Origin of the sequence: Pseudonocardia sp. Ae505_Ps2, from assembly GCF_001932425.1 — a bacterium.
Lineage (GTDB): Bacteria > Actinomycetota > Actinomycetes > Mycobacteriales > Pseudonocardiaceae > Pseudonocardia.
This window is the reverse complement of sequence record NZ_MCIP01000001.1, coordinates 5,113,774-5,129,684: the sequence shown is the minus strand read 5'-3', so window position 1 is coordinate 5,129,684 and position 15,911 is coordinate 5,113,774. Positions and strand designations below refer to the sequence as shown.

Below are 15,911 nucleotides of genomic sequence, written 5' to 3'. Positions count from 1 at the left end.
GGCCTCCCGTCTGCGGTGCGTCATGTCGGGCACGGATCTCGTCGGTCTCCGCGGTGGGCAGCGCGAACAGCTGCTCCGCCCGGCTCCTCACGCGTCCGGGTGGGCCAGCGCCTCGTACACCGGCCGCAACGCGTCGGTCAGCCGCCCGCCGCCGGCCCGCAGCGGCGGCTCGGGAACCTGGTCCAGCACCGCACCCGGCCCGGTGTCCGGCGGACGCGGGGGAGCGGACCCGGGCGCTCCCTCCCAGAAGCGGTCCAGCAGGTCCGCCAGCGGCACCGGCCCGGCCGGTGCGGCCGGGCCGTCGGTGCGGTCGCGTTCGGCCCGCAACCGCTCCAGCAGCGCGTCCCGGTCTCGTCCACGCAGCGTGAGCAGGGTGAACGGGTCGGTGTCGCAGCGCTCGGCCAGCACGTAGAACACCGCGGCCAGGTGCTTGCACGGCACCGTGTGGTCCGGGCACGAGCAGTCCTGCGAGAGGTCGGCGCCCTCGGCCGGGAACAGCGACAGCCCCAGGCCGTCGAGCAGCTCCTCGATCTCCGGGGGCACGGTCCCCGCCAGCAGGGCCGCGGTGTACCAGGCGTCGGCGGCCAGGGCCTCCTCCACGCGCCGCCACTCGGTCTTGTCCCAGACCCGCAGCCCGATCCGGACCCGGTAGGGCTGCGGCCGGGTGCCCTGGACGAGCGCGACCACCGCGCCCGCGTCGACGTCGAGCGACACGATCTGCCCCGACCGGGCGTAGCTGCGGCCACGCGAGAGCCGCCCGCCGACGCCGAGCCGCTCCAGCACGGCCAGGAACCGCCCCGACCACCAGGTCCGGGCGACCGCGCCCCTCGTCGCGTGGATCCGGATCCCGCCCTCGACACGGCGCGGCGGCCCACCGGTGAAGTCCTCCTGCGCCCAGAACGGCCGGTCACTCATCGCCGTCTCCGGTGTCCTCGTCGGGATCGGCCACCGCGTCGGAGCCGAGCGCGAACACCTCGCGCAGCTCGGCGGTCGACAGCGACGTCAGCCAGTCCTCCCCGCCGGTCACCACCATGTCCGACAGCGACCGCTTCGACGTGACCAGCTCCTCGATCCGCTCCTCGACCGTGCCCGGGCACACGAACCGGCGCACCTGCACCGCGCGCCGCTGCCCGATCCGGAACGCCCGGTCGGTGGCCTGGTCCTCGACCGCCGGGTTCCACCACCGGTCCAGGTGGATCACGTGGTTCGCCGCGGTGAGCGTGAGCCCGGTGCCGCCCGCGCGCAGCGACAGCAGGAACAGCTGCGGCCCCTCCCCGGACTGGAACCGGGCGACCATCTCGTCGCGCCGCTTCTTCGGGATGCCGCCGTGCAGGTAGAGCACCTCGGTGTCGAACCGCGCCGACAGGTGCGGGCGCAGCATGGCGGCGAACTCGGTGTACTGGGTGAACAGCAGCGCCCGGTCCCCGGCGGCGAGCACCGGCTCCAGGATCTCCTCCAGCCGGGCGACCTTGCCCGAGCGGTGCCGCCCGCCGGCCCGGTGGATCGGGGACCCGTCGTGCAGCAGCTGGGCGGGGTGGTTGCAGACCTGTTTGAGCTTGGTCATCGCGGCCAGCACGTTGCCGCGGCGCTCGATGCCGTCGCTGTCCTCGATCTTCTCCATCATGTCGTCGACGACGGTCCGGTACAGCGATGCCTGCTCCTGGGTGAGCCGGTGGTCGGCCACGATCTCGATCTTCTCCGGCAGGTCGTCGATCACCGTGGGATCGGTCTTGACCCGCCGGAGCAGGTAGGGCCGGGTGATCCGGCGCAGCGTGCGGGCGGTCCCGGCGTCGCGGTGACGCTCGATCGGCACCGCGAACCGCTGCCGGAACACCTCCGGGACCCCGAGCACCCCCGGGTTGAGGAAGTCCATCACCGACCACAGCTCGGCCAGCCGGTTCTCCATCGGCGTGCCGGTCAGCGCGACCCGGTGGCCCGCGTCGAACGAGCGCATCGTGCGCGACGCCGCCGCGTGCGCGTTCTTGATCATCTGGGCCTCGTCGAGGACGAGCCGGTGGAACCGCCACGCCCGCAGGTCCTCCGCGTCGCGGGTCGCGGTCGCGTAGGTGGTGACGACGAGGTCCACCGCGCCGAGCCGGGCGTGCAGCGCGTCGCCGCGCGGACGGGCGGCACCGTGGTGGGCGTGCACCCGCAGGCCGGGGGCGAACGTCGCGGCCTCCCGCTGCCAGGTGCCGACCATCGACATCGGGCACACGATCAGGGTCGGGGCGCCGGTCGGCCCACCGGCGCGGTCGTGGGCCTCCAGGGCCAGCAGCTGCACGGTCTTGCCCAGCCCCATGTCGTCGGCCAGGCAGGCCCCCAGCCCCAGCGACGACAGGAACGCCAGCCACGCCACCCCGCGCTCCTGGTAGGGGCGCAGCGTCGCGGTGAACCCCGGCGGGGACGGCACCGGCGTCAGCGCCTGGTCGGCGGTGCCCTCCAGCAACGCCCCGAGGTGCCCGCGGGCGGACACGTCGGTCACCGGCAGCGGGGCGTCCGCGTCGCCGCGGGCCGCGGCCAGCACCTCCCCGACGGTGGGCGGCCGGTCCCGGTGGCGACGCAGGAAGTCCAGCCCCTGCGCCAGCGCCTCGGCGTCGACGGCGACCCAGCGCCCGCGCAGGCGGACCAGCGGTGCCTTCGCCGCCACCAGCGCGGCGATCTCGGACTCGCCCAGCTCCTCGTCACCGACGGCGAGCGACCACCGGAACTCCGCCAGCTCGTCGCGCCCCAGCCCGCCGCGGGTGATCACCCCCGGCGCAGGGGCCGACGACGCCGAGAGCCGCAGCCCCAGGGGCCGGCGCCCGTCCCAGCCGCGCGGCAGCGCCACCCCGAACCCGGCCGCCAGCAGCGCCGGCGCGTCCCGGGTGAGGAACCGGTGCGCGCCGGCGACGTCGAGCGGGAGGCCGGTCGGCCGGGCCCGGCGCAGCGCGGGCACCAGCCCGGGCAGCACCTGGGCGGCCCGCCCCAGCTCGGCCAGCAGCACGTCCTGCGCGCCGGCGACCAGGGCGTCGGCCTCGCCGGCCCACACCCCGGCCGCGTCGAACACCAGGCTCGGGTCCTCGGTGGAGCGCAGCGCGAAGTGCAGCTCCCACCGGGTGCCGTCACCGGTCTGGTCGTCGAGGTCCGTGCCGGGGTCCGCCGGGTCGTGCAGCGTGGACACCTCGGCGAGCCGGAACAGGGCGGTGGCGGCGCCGGGCTGCTCGCGACCGACGTCCTCCCACACCGACAGCGCCTCGCGCAGCGCCTGCAGCCCGGCCCCGGTCGCGGGCAGGTCGGCCGACGGCCCGGTCAGCGCGTGCAGCAACGCCGCCGGGGCGTCCGCGCGGGCGGGCAGCGGGAGCGGCATCGCGGCGCTGCGCCCCAGCCGCTCGCGGACCGCGGCGTCGGTGAACCGGGCCAGCGCGGCGTCGACCAGGGCGTCCGGGTCCTGCCCGGCGACGTCGCCCGGGCGCCGCTGCTCGGCCCGCGCGACCGGCGGCAGCCGCCGCACCAGGTCCGCGCGGGCCACCGCGTCGAGACCCTGGACGACCGGGCGCCAGCGTGCCGCGGGTCGCCCGGACTCGGTCAGCAGCACCGGCAGCACCCGGCCGCGCGCCGCGAGCTCCTCGGCGAGCCGGGCGAGGTCGGCGAGATGGGCGAACCCGGCGCCGTAGCGGACCTCGTCGGAGGGGTCGGTCAGCTCGGAGGGGTCGACGACCACCGCCGGCACCGTCCACGGCGCCAGCGTCGGCGTGGCCCGGCTCCGGGTACGTGGCCGGGAGCGGACCAGCCCGGGGGAGTCCTGCGGGCCCGACGGCTGCGAGGGCAGCAGCACCGTCACCGACGCCGGCTTGCCCGGATGGATCGCGGCCAGCTCGTCCGACGGCACCGCGAACGGGTGCGGCCGCGCCGTGCGCAGCGACCGCCGGTCGGTGCGCGGGGTGCGCTCGCCGTCCTCCGCCCACAGCAGGACGCCGCGGGCGGGGGAGTGCAGGGCGTGGACGACGAACACACCCCCACGCTAGAGGCGACCCCCGACAGCGACCGCGTGCAGGAGTCCCGCTGCGGCCGCGCACGCCTCGTCGGTGATCACGTGCTCGTCGCCGTCGTCGATCCGCAGGTCCACCCGCGCACCTCCGGCGACCAGCAGCGACGCCGTCTCCTCCACCCGGTGCGCCGGTACCCACGGGTCGTGCGAGATCGACCGCAGCACCGCGGGCGTCGGGGCCAGCGAGCCGCCCGGCGGCGCCGGGACCGGGTCCGGCCCGACGAAGCCGCCGGTGAACAGCACCAGCCCGGCGCACGGGCGCGGGTCGCGCACCAGCAGGTGGTGCGCGGCCAGGCAGGCGCCCTGGGAGAACCCCCACAGCACGACCCGGTCCCGGCCGACACCGTCGTCCGCCAGCCGGGCCAGCCGGTCGTCGACGACGTCGAGCGCGCGCAGCAGGGCGTCCCGGTTCTCGTCGAACGGCTCCAGGAACGGCTTCGGGTACCAGCTGCCGCCCGGTGCCGCCGGCGCGACGAACCGGGCGGGCACGTCCCCGAACCGGGCCGCGGTGGCCCGCATGTCGTCGGGGTCGCGGCCCCGCCCGTGCAGGGCGAGCACGACCAGCGGCGCGTCCGGGTCCCCCCAGGTGGTCATCAGCCCTCGATCGGTTCCAGCTTGGCGAAGATCTCCTCGCGCCGGTCCTCGAACTGCTCGGGCAGCTGGAACCGGGTGCCGAGCTCGTGCGGCGACTCGTCGCAGGTCCAGCCGCCCTCCTCGTGGGTGACGGCCAGCTCGAACAGCGCCCCGCTCGGCGTGCGGACGTAGACGCTCTTGAAGTACTTGCGGTCCTTGAGCTCGGAGATGTCGGTGTAGCCGGCGCCCTCGATGTCGAACTTCACCGCGTCCTGGTTCGCCAGGTCGGACACGTTCCAGGCGAAGTGGTGGTAGGTGCCCGCGCCGTAGCGCCAGGTGCCCTGGTCGTCGCGGCGGTTGACGGTGATCTCCAGGTGGTTGCCGACCTTCGCGTCGCCGATCCGGAGCCCGACCACGTCGCCGTCCTCGGCGGGGGCGCCCTGGGCGAAGAACGAGGTGTCGGCGAACTCGACCATCCGGTCCGGGGTGGTCATGTGCACCCCGACACCGTGGATGCCGTGGATCGCGTGCTCGGCCGAGACCCCGTTGCCCTCGTAGCCGCGGCGCGGGTCGGCGGCGTTCGCGACGAACTGGTACTCGATGCCCGACGGGTGGGCGAACGCGAGCCGCCGCTGGTCGAACCGCTCGACGTCGGCGACCTCGATGTCGTGGGAGCGCAGCCGCTGCGCCCAGAAGTCCAGTGAGCCGTCCGGCACCGACAGCAGCACCTCGCGGGCCTGGTTGGTGCCGCGGGTGCCGAACTGGCCGGCCTGCGCCCACGGGAACGTGGTGACGACGCTGGACGGGTCGCCGTCGGCGTTGGAGTAGTAGAGGTGGTAGATCGGCAGCGAGCCGTCGAACAGCACGGTGCGCTTGATGAAGCGCATGCCGAGGATCTTCGTGTGGAAGTCGACGTCCTCCTGGGCGCCGGCGACGGACAGGGTCACATGGTGCGAGCCTTCGACATGAGCCACGTTCGGAGACGTTAGGAACGCCGCGGCCGCGGCACATCGCCGACGGGCGCAGACCGCTGTCGTCGGAGTGCACGCCCGCCGCGGCCCGCGGGCGGCTGCTGCGTGACTAGGCTGGGGGCGGCCACCAGCACGACCAGGAGCCGCCGATGACGACCGTCGCCGACCGTCCCACCCACTCCGGCCCGGCTCCCGGCCCGGACGGCGTCGAGTTCGCCACCGTCACCGGCGACCTGCCCGCCCCCGGCGACGACCGTCTCGTCCTGGTCGTGGCACTCGCGGGCAGCGCCCTGCTCGGCGACGGCGAGCCGCTGGTCCCCGGGCGGTGGGCGCTGCTGGACCCGGCCCGTCCGGGCACGCCCACCGCGGACGGGGCGTTCCGCGCGCTGTGCGTGCGGTTCCCCCGCGACCGCGTCGAGCCCCGCGGTGAGCCGCTCCCCGGGGTGGCGGGCACGGCGTTCGAGGCGGGTCCCGGCCTGGCCGGCTACGTGTGCGACACCCTGCGCCACCTCGACGCCCACCGGCTCGCCATGGGGCCGCACGCCGCCGTCGCGGTGCGGCACGCGGTGGACCTGGTCGGGGTGCTGCTGCGCAGCGTGGCCGGGGTCGAACCCGCCCCGCACTGCGACCTGCTGGACCGGATCAAGGCCCACATCGAGGCGAACCTCGGCGACCCGGACCTCGCCCCCGCCGGGATCGCCGTCGCGCACTTCGTTTCCGCCCGCCACCTGCACAACCTGTTCGCCGGGACCGGGACGAGCGCCGCGGCCTGGATCCGCGCGCGGCGGGTCGAGATGTGCCGGCGCGACCTGGCCGACCCCGCGCTGGCCGACGTGCCCGCCGCGGCGATCGGGTCGCGGTGGGGGTTCCGCGGTCCGTCGCACTTCGGGCAGGTGTTCAAGCGCGCGACCGGGCTGACCCCGGCGGCCTACCGCGAGGCCAGCAGCTCGTCGAGTCGCTCGTAGCCCTCGTTCACCCCGACCTCCATGCCCGAGGCCAGCATCGCGTCCCGGGCCGCCCAGGAGTCGTACAGCGACTCCGCGACCAGCCGGGTCCGGTCACCGGGCAGCGGGGTCAGCGTCATCGTCTCCAGGCAGACGCTGTCGCCGAAGCCCTCGAAGGTGAAGGTCTGCACGATCCGCTCCGGGGCCCGGACCTCGTGGAACGAGCCGAAGAAGCGGTACTCCCCGTCGTCGTCGGCGTGGGTGTAGCGGTAGCCGCCGCCGGTCACCGCGTCCCAGCGGTCCACGGTCATCCGCAGCCTGCGCGGGCCGAGCCAGCGTCGCACCTCGTCCACCTCGACGTGGGCGCGGAAGACCCGCTCGGGCGGTGCCTCGAACTCCCGCGTGACGCGGATGGCGGGCAGGTCCTCGACGGTGTCGATGGCGGTGCCGCGGGTGCCGGTGGTGCTCATGCCGTCTCCTCGTGCTCGGTGGGCGCGGTCTCCTCGGCGAGCAGGGCGTCGAGGCGCGCGTAGCGCTCCTCCACCTGCCGCCGGTACCGCTCGATCCAGGCCGTCATCAGGTCGAAGACCTCCGCCTCCAGGTGCACCGGACGGCGCTGGGCCTGCCGGCTGCGCCGGACCAGGCCGGCGTCCTCCAGTACCCGGATGTGCTTGGAGACGGCCTGCACGGAGACGTCGTAGGGCTCGGCCAGCTCGTTCACGGTCGCGTCGGCCGTCGCCAGCCGGGCCACCATGTCGCGCCGGATCGGGTCCGCCAGCGCGGCGAAGACCCGGTTCAGCCGGTCCTCCACGTCTCCTCCTCGTTCAACCTCGCGGTTGAACAGACCGTAGCGCGGGGACGGCTCGTATTCAACCCGTCAGTTGAACGAGCCGGGGAGCGACCCGTGCGGCACGTAGTCCGACGGCACCACGCCGAGGCGGCCGCGCTGGTAGTCCTCGAACGCCTGCTGGACCTCCTCGCGGGTGTTCATCACGAACGGCCCTGCCCAGGCGACGGGCTCACGGATCGGCTGCCCGCCCAGCACCACGACGTCCAGCGACGGGTGGCGGGCCTCCTGCGCGGTGTTGCCCTCGACGGTGATCAGGTCCCCGGGCCCGAAGACCGCGAGCTGACCGGTCCGGACCGGGCGCCGGTCGGCACCGACCGTGCCCGCCCCGGACAGCACGTAGACCAGCGCGTTGTACGGCCGCGGCCAGGGCAGCCGCAGCTGCGCGCCGGGGGAGAGGGTGGCGTGCACCATCGCCATCGGGGTGTGCGTCGAGCCCGGCCCGGACACGCCGGCGACGTCACCGGCGATCACCCGCAGCAGTGCGCCGCCGTCGGGCGTGGCGACCAGCGCGGACTCGCCGCCGCGCAGGTCCTGGTACTTCGGCGGCAGCCACTTGTCCGCGCGCGGCAGGTTCACCCACAGCTGCAGGCCGTGGAACAGGCCGCCGCTGCGCACCAGCGACTCCGGCGGGCGCTCGATGTGCAGCAGGCCCGATCCCGCGGTCATCCACTGGGTGTCGCCGTCGGTGATCGTCCCGCCGCCGCCGTGGCTGTCACCGTGCTCGAAGGTCCCGTCGATGGTGTAGGTGACGGTCTCGAACCCGCGGTGCGGGTGCCAGGAAGTGCCCTTCGGCTCGCCCGGGGCGTACTCGACCTCACCCATCTGGTCCATGTGCAGGAACGGGTCGAGGTCGCGCAGGTCCACCCCCTGGAAGGCGCGGCGGACCGGGAAGCCCTCGCCCTCGTAGCCGCGCGGGGCGGTGGTGACGCTGCGAACGCCCCGGTCCAGGTCGGTCGGGCCCGGAACGGGCACGCGGGGCAGGGCGCTGACGTCGGCGACGGAGACGGCGGGCATCGGGACCTCCACGGTCGGTGGTTGTTGCACGGTCAACGACTGTGCTGGCGTCCCGATTCCCGGCAGGCCAGACTGATCACCATGGCGGAGCTGTCGACGGTGCTGTCGGACATGTCCTTCCTCGAGGGCCCACGCTGGCACGACGGGAGGATCTGGCTCAGCGACTTCTACACCCACCGGGTGCTCTCGGCCCGCGCCGACGGGTCGGACCTGCGCACCGAGGCCGAGGTGCCGCAGCAGCCGTCGGGGCTGGGCTGGCTGCCCGACGGACGGCTGCTCGTGGTGTCCATGCGCGACCGGCGGATCCTGCGCCGCGAGTCCGACGGCACCCTGGTCACCCACGCCGACCTGTCCGGCCACACCGAGCACCTGCTCAACGACATGGTCGTCGACGACGGCGGCGGGCTCTGGGTGGGCACCTTCGGCTTCGACCTGATGAACGGTGCCCCGCGCGCCGCGGCCCCGCTGCTGCGCGTGGCGCCCGACGGCACCGTGTCGGTCGCGAGCGAGCCGTTGCACTTCGCGAACGGGCCCGCACTGACCGGCGGGGACCTCGTCGTCGCCGAGACCTTCGGCAACCGGCTGTCCGCCTTCGCGATCGGCGACGACGGCACGCTCGGCCCGCGCCGGGACTGGGCCCTGTTCGGTCCGCCGTCGGCCGCCGACGACCCGTCCGACGCCATCGCCGAGCTGACCGTCGCCCCGGACGGGATCTCCGTCCCCGACGCCGAGGGCGCGATCTGGGTCGCCGACGCCATCGGCAACCGCGCGATCCGGGTCCGGCCCGGCGGTCTCGTCGACGGCGAGGTGTCCACCGGGCAGGTCGGCACGTACGCCTGCGCCCTCGGCGGCGACGACGGCCGCACCCTGTTCCTCTGCACGGCCCCCGGGTTCGCCGAGCACGAGCGCCGCGACACCTGCCTGGCGCAGCTGCTCGCCGTGCGCGTGGCCGTCCCCGCGGCCTGACCGCTGTGCCCTCCCTCGACGAGACCGCCGCCCGCGCGCTGCTGACCGGCGCGCGGGTGGCGCGGCTCGCGACGATCCGCGCGACCGACGGCACCCCGCGCCTGGTGCCGATCACCTTCGCCCTGGTCGACGGGCTGGTGGTGTCGGCCGTCGACGACGTCAAGCCCAAACGGCACCGCAGGCTCGCGCGGCTGCGCGACATCGAGGTCGAGCCGCGGGTGGCGCTGCTGGCCGACCACTACGACGACGACTGGACCCGACTGTGGTGGGTCCGCCTCGACGCCACCGCCGCGATCCACGACGACGGCGACCTGCACTCCCGCGCCGTCGCGGCACTGGCCGACCGGTACGCCCCCTACGCCGCCCGTCCCCCCGAGGGGCCGGTCGTCGCCCTGACCCCGACCCGCTGGACCGCCTGGACCGCCACCCCGCCGCCGTGATCGCGCGTCCGCGCGCGGAACCGGCCCCCGCGCGCGTCGCGTCGCGCGCGCACCGCGAATCCGCGCGCGGACGCGGGAGCGCGGGGGTCAGGGGAGGGGGTGGAGGAACCTGGTGATCGCGGCGGTGGTCTCGTCGGGGAGCTCCAGGTGGGGTGCGTGCCCGCAGGGCAGCTCGGTCACCGTGACCGGCCCGGACGCCCGTTCCTCCACCGCGCGCACGTGCACGATGCTGCCGTAGGGGTCGTCGTCGCCCTGCAGACCCAGCACCGGCGCGGTAATCCCGGCCAGCGCGTCGCGGACGTCCCAGGAGGTGAACTCCTCGGCCAGCCACATGTCGTTCCACCCGTGGAACGTGGTGTCGGGGTCGTCGTGGTGGCGGGCCATCCGGGTGCGCAGGTCACCCTCGGTGAACGCGGTGCGGGCCGCCCGGATCGCGGTGAGGGCGAACGGCTCGGTCAGCACGTGCGGGGCGAGCACGACCACCCCGCTCGCCGGCATCGCCGCGGCCGCGAGCAGCGCGATCGTGCCGCCGTCGGAGTGACCGACGAGGATCGGACGCTCCAGGCCGAGGGCCGCGCACAGGGCCGGGACGGTCGTCGTCGCCTCGGTCGCCATGAACGTCGTGGTCCGCGGGGTGCGCGGCCGGTCGGAGCGGCCGTGCCCGAGCCGGGAGTACGCGATGGCCCGGCGCCCGGACTCCGCCGCGATCCGCTCGGGGAAGCCCCGCCAGAGCCCGACCGAGCCGAGTCCCTCGTGCAGGAACAGCAGGGGTGCGCGGCCGTCGCCCGGATCGCCGGTGTCGGAGTACTCGTGGCGCAGACCGTCCAGTTCGAGCAGCGACGTCGCAGACACGTCACGATCGTAGTGCCCGCTGTTGCGCCGTCCGGAAGGGTCGTGAAGGGTCGTTCGCGTGATTCCCGACCTCCGGCTGACGTCGCGGCTGCACGTCGACCTGTGCCGGATGTGGTCGTCCGCCTGTCGTTGACCCCCGCCCGCGTGTCCTGGAGCCGATCGGGACGCGGAGAGCCGACGACCCCCGAGAGGACGTGCCCCCGTGGCCGATCCGCCCGTTCCCGTACCCCGGACCAGGACGGTCCGCCTGGTCACCGCGCTGCTCGCGGTGCTGGTGGCCGCATCCGGCTGTGCGTCCGCCGGTGCCGACGGTCCGACCGTCCGGCTCGCCCAGTTCCCGTGGAGCGCGGCGAAGCTGACCAACGCCATCCTCGGTGAGGTCGTCGCGCCCCACCCGGAGCTCGGCGTCGGCCGGCTGAAGACCATCCAGGTCGGACCCGCGACGGCGTGGGCAGGCGCCCAGCGCGGCGACGTCGACGCCCTGTCCGAGGTCGCGATGCCCAACCAGTCCGAGCTGGCCGCGAAGGCGAAGGACCGGATCGAGCTGGTGCACCCGACCTACTCCGGCGCCGAGCAGGGCTGGTACGTCCCGAGCTACGCGGTCGAGCCGGGCCAGCCGCTGGCCGGGCTGACCAGCGTGACCCAGCTGAACGACTACGCCGACGCCCTGGGCGACCGGCTCGTCGACTCCGACCCCAGCTTCCTCACCACCGAGTACAACGCCAAGCGGCTCGCCGGGTACAAGCTGAACCTGGAGCAGGTCACTTCCAGCGAGGCCGCGCAGATCGCCGAGCTGCGCCGCGCCTACGAGCGCCGCCAGCCGATCCTGGTCTACCTGTACCGGCCGCACTACATCTTCGAGGAGCTCGCGCTGACCAAGCTGACGGAGCCGACCCCGGCGCGCGAGGACTGCTACACCACCGGGGACGGTGCCTGCGCCATGCCGGCGTACTCGGCCTGGACCGCGGCGAGCCCGGACCTGGCGCGCACCAGCCCCGGGTTCGCGTCGATGCTGCGCCGGTTCGAGCTGCCGCTGGCCGATGTCGAGCAGATGCTCCAGCGGGTCGACGTGGACAACGAGGACGTGGAGGCGGTGGCGCGGGACTACGTGGCCGCGCACCCGGACCGCGTCCGCCAGTGGGTGGGAGCGGGAGCATGATCGAGGTACGGAACCTGACCAAGGTCTTCGGCGAGGGCCGCGCCGCCGACGAGGCCGTCCGGCTGGCCGGCGAGGGTCTCGGCCGGTCGGAGATCCAGCGCCGCACCGGCGCGACGCTCGCCGTGCACGACGTGTCCTTCGACATCGCCGACGGCGAGCTGTTCGTGATCATGGGCTTGTCCGGGTCGGGCAAGTCGACCCTGGTCCGGCTGCTGAACCGGCTCATCGAGCCGACCTCGGGCAGCATCACCGTCGACGGCCGCGACCTCGGCTCCCTCGGCGCCGCCGACCTGCGGACCCTGCGCAACGAGCGGATCGCGATGGTGTTCCAGCACTTCGCGCTGCTGCCGCACCGCACCGTCGCGCAGAACGCCGAGTACGGGCTGCAGATCCGCGGCGTCGACGCCCGCACCCGCCGGGAGAAGGCGGAGTGGGCGCTGGATCAGGTCGGCCTCGGCGACCGCGCCGACGCGCTGCCGGGTCAGCTCTCGGGTGGCATGCAGCAACGCGTCGGGCTGGCCCGGGCCCTGGCCAGCGACACCGAGGTGCTCCTGATGGACGAGCCCTACTCCGCGCTGGACCCGCTGATCCGGCGCGACATGCAGCAGCTGCTCGTCCGCCTGCAGCGGGACCTCAAGAAGACGATCGTGTTCATCACCCACGACCTCAACGAGGCCATGCTGCTGGGCGACCGCATCCTGCTGCTCAAGGACGGCCGGCTGGTCCAGGTCGGCACCGGGCCGCAGATCCTGGCGTCCCCGGCCGACGACTACGTCGCCGACTTCGTCTCCGACGTCGACCGCAGCCGCGTCCTCACCGCCGCCGACGTGATCCGGGCTGCCCGCATCACCGTCACCCTCGACGAGCGGCCGGCGGACGTGCTGGTCCGGCTCGGCAAGGCCGAGGCGACCGGCGCCTACGTCGTCGACGACGACCAGCGCATCCTCGGCGTCGTCCGCGACGACTGGCTCGGCCACGCCGCGGGCCGGAACGCCACCGGCATCGACCGGTCCGCGCTGGTCGAGGAGTACCGCACCACCGAACCGGACCGGCCGCTGATCGACCTGCTGCACCAGGTCGGGCGCAACCCGGTCCCGCTCGCGGTGGTCGACGACGGCCGGCTCACCGGGGTGGTCCCGCGGGGTGCCGTGCTCGCCGCGCTGTCGACCCATGACGAGGCCACCGCCGACGGGAGGAACGCCTGATGCCCAGGTTCGAGTTCGGGAGCTACGTCGAGGCCTTCATCCTCTGGCTGCTGCAGAACGCCGGCGTCGTGCTCGACGCCATTGGGGTCGTGATCACCGCGGTCGTCGAGGCCGTGACCGCGGTGTTCACCACCCCGGCGTGGTGGGTCTGGCTGGTGCTGCTGGTCGCGCTCGCGCTGCTCGTGCGCGGGGTCGGGTTCGCCGTGTTCACCCTGCTCGGCTTCCTCCTCGTGTCCTCGTTCGACCTGTGGACCGAGACGATGGAGACCTTCGGTCTGGTGCTCGTCGCGGCGCTGATCGCGGTGGTCATCGGGGTACCGCTGGGGATCTGGGCCGCGCGCAGCCGCGCGGCGAGCCGGACCCTGCGACCGGTGCTCGACCTGGCGCAGACGGTCCCGGCGTTCGTCTACCTGATCCCCGTGGTGCTGCTGTTCGGCATCGGCGTGGTCCCGGGCGTCATCGCGACGATCGTGTTCTCGATCGCGCCGGCGGTGCGGCTCACCGAGCTGGGCATCCGGGGCGTCGACGGCGAGGTCGTCGAGGCGGCGCACGCCTTCGGGGCCCACCCCCGCCAGATCCTGCGCGAGGTGCAGCTGCCGATGGCGCTCCCGTCGATCATGGCCGGCGTCAACCAGGTGATCATGCTGGCGTTGTCGATGGTGGTCGTCGCGGGCCTCGCCGGAGCCGACGGGCTGGGCACGACGGTGGTCAGCGCGGTCACCCAGCTCGACATCGCGACCGGCGTCGAGGGTGGGCTCGCCGTCGTCATCGTGGCGATCTTCCTCGACCGGTTCACCTCGGCGCTGGCCGAGCGGCCGGAGGGCAGCCTGCTGGCCAAGCTGCGTGCCCGGCGCCCGCAGAAGGCGGTCGACCCGGCCGGGCTGCGCAACCCGTCGAACCTCGCCGGTCTGGCGGGGAACAACGCGACCGTGTGACGCGGCGGGCGGCGTCCGCCCGCCCCGTATGATCACCGGTTGTGGAGCGGACCGTCCGTGCCGTCCGTGACGCGGACGCCGCGCTCCACGACCGGTGATCACGACCCGTCCACGCCGCCGAGGGGACGGGCGGGCAGGCCGCGGACCAGCACGTCGAGGACGACCGGGAAGTCCGGCACCCCGGCCCCGGGATGCTGCGCGTTCTCCACCGCGGCCAGCCACCCGACCGTGCAGGTCACGAAGATCTGCCAGCTCTGCACCGCGAGGTCCTCGGCGACGCCGTCGCGCACGAACGCCGCGACCGCGGTGTCCCGGAGCCGCTCGACCGAGGGCGTGTGGTGGCGGTGCGGCCGGGACAGGTGCGTGGCGTAGCCCGGTAGTGCCAGGAACTCCGCGTGCATGGCGGTGCCGAGCCGCTCCAGCTGGTCCGCGGCCGTGGGGGCCGGTCCGCGGGGGTCGTCGTCGAGCCTGCCGAGGACCCGGTCGACCACGGTGGCGCTGACCAGGTCGACGAGCTCGTCGCGGTTGCGCACCCAGCGGTAGAGCGCGCCGTGGCTCACCTGCAGCCGGGCGGCGAGCTCGCGCACCGTCAGGGTGTCGAGGTTCGCGGCGGACGCGACGGCCTCGACGATCGCGTCGCGGCTGAGCCGCGGCGGCCGGCCCGGCCGGCGTCCGGGACCGCCCGCCTCCGTGGTCGGTGTCATGGGCCGGACTGTAGGCGAGGCGCCCGTCACGGCACGACGGCCGCCCGCCTGGGTTAGTATCCAATGGTCACTTACCGAAGGAGAGGGAGGACCAGGCGATGCGGACACTCGAGAGGCCCACGGTGCAGGGCACGGTCGCCGACGGTTTCGAACCCGTGCGGGACGCGTTCGCTGCACTGCTCGCGGCCGAAGGCGCCCCGCTCGACGTCCAGGTCTCGGCCCGGCACCGGGGCCGGCCGGTGGTGGACCTGTGGGCCGGTCCGGAGACCGGCCCCGACTCCCTGCTGGGCATCTACTCGGCGACCAAGGGCGTGACCCACCTGCTCGTCGCGCTGCTGGTCCAGGAGGGGGTCCTGGACCTGGACGAGCGGGTCTCCCACTACTGGCCGGAGTTCGCCACCGGCGGGAAGCAGGACCTGCTGCTGCGTGAGCTGCTCGCCCACCAGGCGGGTCTGGTCGGTACGCCCGAGGGCTTCTCCGTCGACGAGCTCTCCGACGATCGGCTGGTGGCCCGGCGGCTCGGGGCGCAGCGCCCGTTCTGGCGTCCCGGCACTTCGTCGGGCTACCACGCCCTGGTCGAGTCGGCCCTCACCGGCGAGGTGGTCCGCCGGGCCACCTCGTCGGACGTGGGTGTGCTCGTCCGGGAGCTGCTGACCGGCCCGCTGGGCCTGGACCTGCACCTCGGGCTGCCTGCGGAGGCCGAGCGCCGGTTCCTCGCCCCGCAGCCCATGATCGCCACACCCGAGCGCCTGCGGGAGCTCGCCGCGGGCGCGGGCGCAGCGGACGGCCTGCCCGGGATCGCGTTCAACCGGCAGCACCCCGAGGGCTGCGAGGTCTGGGAGCTGCCTGCCCACCCGGTGGTCCGCTCCCGGGGACCCGCCTCGCTCGGCGGGATCGGGACCGCGCACGCCCTCGCGGCGCTCTACGCGGCCGCGACCGGTCCGGTCGACGGCCGCCCCGCGCTGCTCCGCCCGGACACGCTCGCGGCGTTCGCCCAGATCCAGACCGCCGGCTTCGACCTGGTCCTGCGGCAGCACAAGGCGTGGGCGGTCGGGTTCCACGCCTCCTCCGAGATCTACCCGATGCTGGCCGCCGGGTCGTTCGGCCACAGCGGGGCCGGCGGTCAGCAGGCGCTCGCCGACCCGCGCAACGAGCTGTCCTACGCCTTCCTGCGCCGCCGCTTCCTCGTCCCGAGCCAGGCCGACGCCGACCACGCCCGGCTGCTCACGGCGCTGCTCCGGTCGGTCCGGGAGTCGGGCGCCGCGGCCTGA

Annotated in this window: 16 protein-coding genes; 7 read left to right on the top strand and 9 right to left on the bottom strand. The window is 74.6% G+C overall.

The features are described from left to right. Positions 1-87: 87 nt before the first annotated feature. Genes Ae505Ps2_RS24000 through Ae505Ps2_RS23985 form a run of 4 tightly spaced genes read right to left on the bottom strand, consistent with a single transcriptional unit; the run spans position 88 to position 5,547 of the window. Positions 88-915 (bottom strand): SWIM zinc finger family protein, encoded by an 828-nt coding sequence (locus tag Ae505Ps2_RS24000; protein WP_075306754.1) that lies wholly within the window; start codon positions 913-915, stop codon positions 88-90. After that, complete coding sequence (locus Ae505Ps2_RS23995) at positions 908-3,991, bottom strand: DEAD/DEAH box helicase (RefSeq protein WP_075554013.1); 3,084 nt, start codon at positions 3,989-3,991, stop codon at positions 908-910. The genes Ae505Ps2_RS24000 and Ae505Ps2_RS23995 overlap by 8 nt, the downstream gene beginning before the upstream one ends. 9 nt (positions 3,992-4,000) lie before the next feature. After that, the gene (locus Ae505Ps2_RS23990; RefSeq protein WP_020624661.1) at positions 4,001-4,621 is read right to left on the bottom strand and encodes a hypothetical protein; all 621 of its coding nucleotides are present in this window, start codon (positions 4,619-4,621) and stop codon (positions 4,001-4,003) included. Further along, on the bottom strand, positions 4,621-5,547 hold the full coding sequence (locus tag Ae505Ps2_RS23985) for a VOC family protein (protein ID WP_249265338.1): 927 nt from the start codon (positions 5,545-5,547) through the stop codon (positions 4,621-4,623). The genes Ae505Ps2_RS23990 and Ae505Ps2_RS23985 overlap by 1 nt, the downstream gene beginning before the upstream one ends. 173 nt (positions 5,548-5,720) lie before the next feature. On the opposite strand from Ae505Ps2_RS23985, the gene Ae505Ps2_RS23980 reads away from it, so the two are divergent. Then, positions 5,721-6,536: a helix-turn-helix domain-containing protein gene (locus tag Ae505Ps2_RS23980; protein WP_075306750.1), complete on the top strand. Its 816-nt coding sequence runs from the start codon at positions 5,721-5,723 to the stop codon at positions 6,534-6,536. Here the strand turns inward: Ae505Ps2_RS23980 and Ae505Ps2_RS23975 are convergent. From Ae505Ps2_RS23975 to Ae505Ps2_RS23965, 3 genes are all read right to left on the bottom strand, one after another. Next, positions 6,500-6,985 (bottom strand): SRPBCC family protein, encoded by a 486-nt coding sequence (locus Ae505Ps2_RS23975; RefSeq protein WP_075306749.1) that lies wholly within the window; start codon positions 6,983-6,985, stop codon positions 6,500-6,502. The genes Ae505Ps2_RS23980 and Ae505Ps2_RS23975 overlap by 37 nt on opposite strands. Beyond that, a complete protein-coding gene (locus Ae505Ps2_RS23970) occupies positions 6,982-7,326 on the bottom strand; it encodes a metalloregulator ArsR/SmtB family transcription factor (RefSeq protein WP_075306748.1) in 345 nt (114 codons plus the stop codon). Before Ae505Ps2_RS23970 ends, Ae505Ps2_RS23975 begins: the two co-directional genes overlap by 4 nt. Positions 7,327-7,392: 66 nt before the next feature. Then, a complete protein-coding gene (locus Ae505Ps2_RS23965; RefSeq protein WP_075554309.1) occupies positions 7,393-8,379 on the bottom strand; it encodes a pirin-like C-terminal cupin domain-containing protein in 987 nt (328 codons plus the stop codon). 81 nt (positions 8,380-8,460) lie between these two features. Here Ae505Ps2_RS23965 and Ae505Ps2_RS23960 point away from each other — a divergent pair, with 81 nt between their 5' ends. Together Ae505Ps2_RS23960 and Ae505Ps2_RS23955 are read left to right on the top strand one after the other, a co-directional pair. Then, a complete protein-coding gene (locus Ae505Ps2_RS23960; RefSeq protein ID WP_075306747.1) occupies positions 8,461-9,345 on the top strand; it encodes an SMP-30/gluconolactonase/LRE family protein in 885 nt (294 codons plus the stop codon). 5 nt (positions 9,346-9,350) lie between these two features. After that, positions 9,351-9,785 (top strand): TIGR03668 family PPOX class F420-dependent oxidoreductase, encoded by a 435-nt coding sequence (locus Ae505Ps2_RS23955; protein ID WP_075306746.1) that lies wholly within the window; start codon positions 9,351-9,353, stop codon positions 9,783-9,785. Between the two features lie 87 nt (positions 9,786-9,872). Here Ae505Ps2_RS23955 and Ae505Ps2_RS23950 read toward each other — a convergent pair whose 3' ends face one another. Beyond that, positions 9,873-10,637, bottom strand: a complete 765-nt coding sequence (locus Ae505Ps2_RS23950) for an alpha/beta hydrolase (RefSeq protein ID WP_075306745.1) — start codon at positions 10,635-10,637, stop codon at positions 9,873-9,875. 202 nt (positions 10,638-10,839) lie between these two features. Here Ae505Ps2_RS23950 and Ae505Ps2_RS23945 point away from each other — a divergent pair, with 202 nt between their 5' ends. Genes Ae505Ps2_RS23945 through Ae505Ps2_RS23935 form a run of 3 tightly spaced genes read left to right on the top strand, consistent with a single transcriptional unit; the run spans position 10,840 to position 13,936 of the window. Next, positions 10,840-11,796, top strand: a complete 957-nt coding sequence (locus Ae505Ps2_RS23945; protein WP_075554012.1) for a glycine betaine ABC transporter substrate-binding protein — start codon at positions 10,840-10,842, stop codon at positions 11,794-11,796. Beyond that, positions 11,793-13,001 (top strand): glycine betaine/L-proline ABC transporter ATP-binding protein, encoded by a 1,209-nt coding sequence (locus tag Ae505Ps2_RS23940; RefSeq protein WP_075333500.1) that lies wholly within the window; start codon positions 11,793-11,795, stop codon positions 12,999-13,001. The genes Ae505Ps2_RS23945 and Ae505Ps2_RS23940 overlap by 4 nt, the downstream gene beginning before the upstream one ends. After that, entirely contained in the window at positions 13,001-13,936 is a 936-nt protein-coding gene (locus Ae505Ps2_RS23935) for an ABC transporter permease subunit (RefSeq protein WP_075306742.1), read from the top strand. The genes Ae505Ps2_RS23940 and Ae505Ps2_RS23935 overlap by 1 nt, the downstream gene beginning before the upstream one ends. Before the next feature lie 98 nt (positions 13,937-14,034). On the opposite strand, the gene Ae505Ps2_RS23930 is transcribed toward Ae505Ps2_RS23935, so the two are convergent. Continuing rightward, a complete protein-coding gene (locus Ae505Ps2_RS23930) occupies positions 14,035-14,640 on the bottom strand; it encodes a TetR family transcriptional regulator (RefSeq protein ID WP_075333498.1) in 606 nt (201 codons plus the stop codon). A 98-nt stretch (positions 14,641-14,738) separates the two neighbouring features. Here Ae505Ps2_RS23930 and Ae505Ps2_RS23925 point away from each other — a divergent pair, with 98 nt between their 5' ends. Continuing rightward, positions 14,739-15,911: a serine hydrolase domain-containing protein gene (locus Ae505Ps2_RS23925; RefSeq protein ID WP_075306740.1), complete on the top strand. Its 1,173-nt coding sequence runs from the start codon at positions 14,739-14,741 to the stop codon at positions 15,909-15,911.

What these genes read in the sequence shown, in the direction of transcription:
- Ae505Ps2_RS24000 (WP_075306754.1), bottom strand. Translation starts at nt 915, where the DNA reads ATGAGTGACCGGCCGTTCTGGGCGCAGGAGGACTTCACCGGTGGGCCG.
- Ae505Ps2_RS23990 (WP_020624661.1), bottom strand. Translation starts at nt 4,621, where the DNA reads ATGACCACCTGGGGGGACCCGGACGCGCCGCTGGTCGTGCTCGCCCTG.
- Ae505Ps2_RS23980 (WP_075306750.1), top strand. Translation starts at nt 5,721, where the DNA reads ATGACGACCGTCGCCGACCGTCCCACCCACTCCGGCCCGGCTCCCGGC.
- Ae505Ps2_RS23975 (WP_075306749.1), bottom strand. Translation starts at nt 6,985, where the DNA reads ATGAGCACCACCGGCACCCGCGGCACCGCCATCGACACCGTCGAGGAC.
- Ae505Ps2_RS23965 (WP_075554309.1), bottom strand. Translation starts at nt 8,379, where the DNA reads ATGCCCGCCGTCTCCGTCGCCGACGTCAGCGCCCTGCCCCGCGTGCCC.
- Ae505Ps2_RS23960 (WP_075306747.1), top strand. Translation starts at nt 8,461, where the DNA reads ATGGCGGAGCTGTCGACGGTGCTGTCGGACATGTCCTTCCTCGAGGGC.
- Ae505Ps2_RS23940 (WP_075333500.1), top strand. Translation starts at nt 11,793, where the DNA reads ATGATCGAGGTACGGAACCTGACCAAGGTCTTCGGCGAGGGCCGCGCC.
- Ae505Ps2_RS23935 (WP_075306742.1), top strand. Translation starts at nt 13,001, where the DNA reads ATGCCCAGGTTCGAGTTCGGGAGCTACGTCGAGGCCTTCATCCTCTGG.
- Ae505Ps2_RS23930 (WP_075333498.1), bottom strand. Translation starts at nt 14,640, where the DNA reads ATGACACCGACCACGGAGGCGGGCGGTCCCGGACGCCGGCCGGGCCGG.
- Ae505Ps2_RS23925 (WP_075306740.1), top strand. Translation starts at nt 14,739, where the DNA reads ATGCGGACACTCGAGAGGCCCACGGTGCAGGGCACGGTCGCCGACGGT.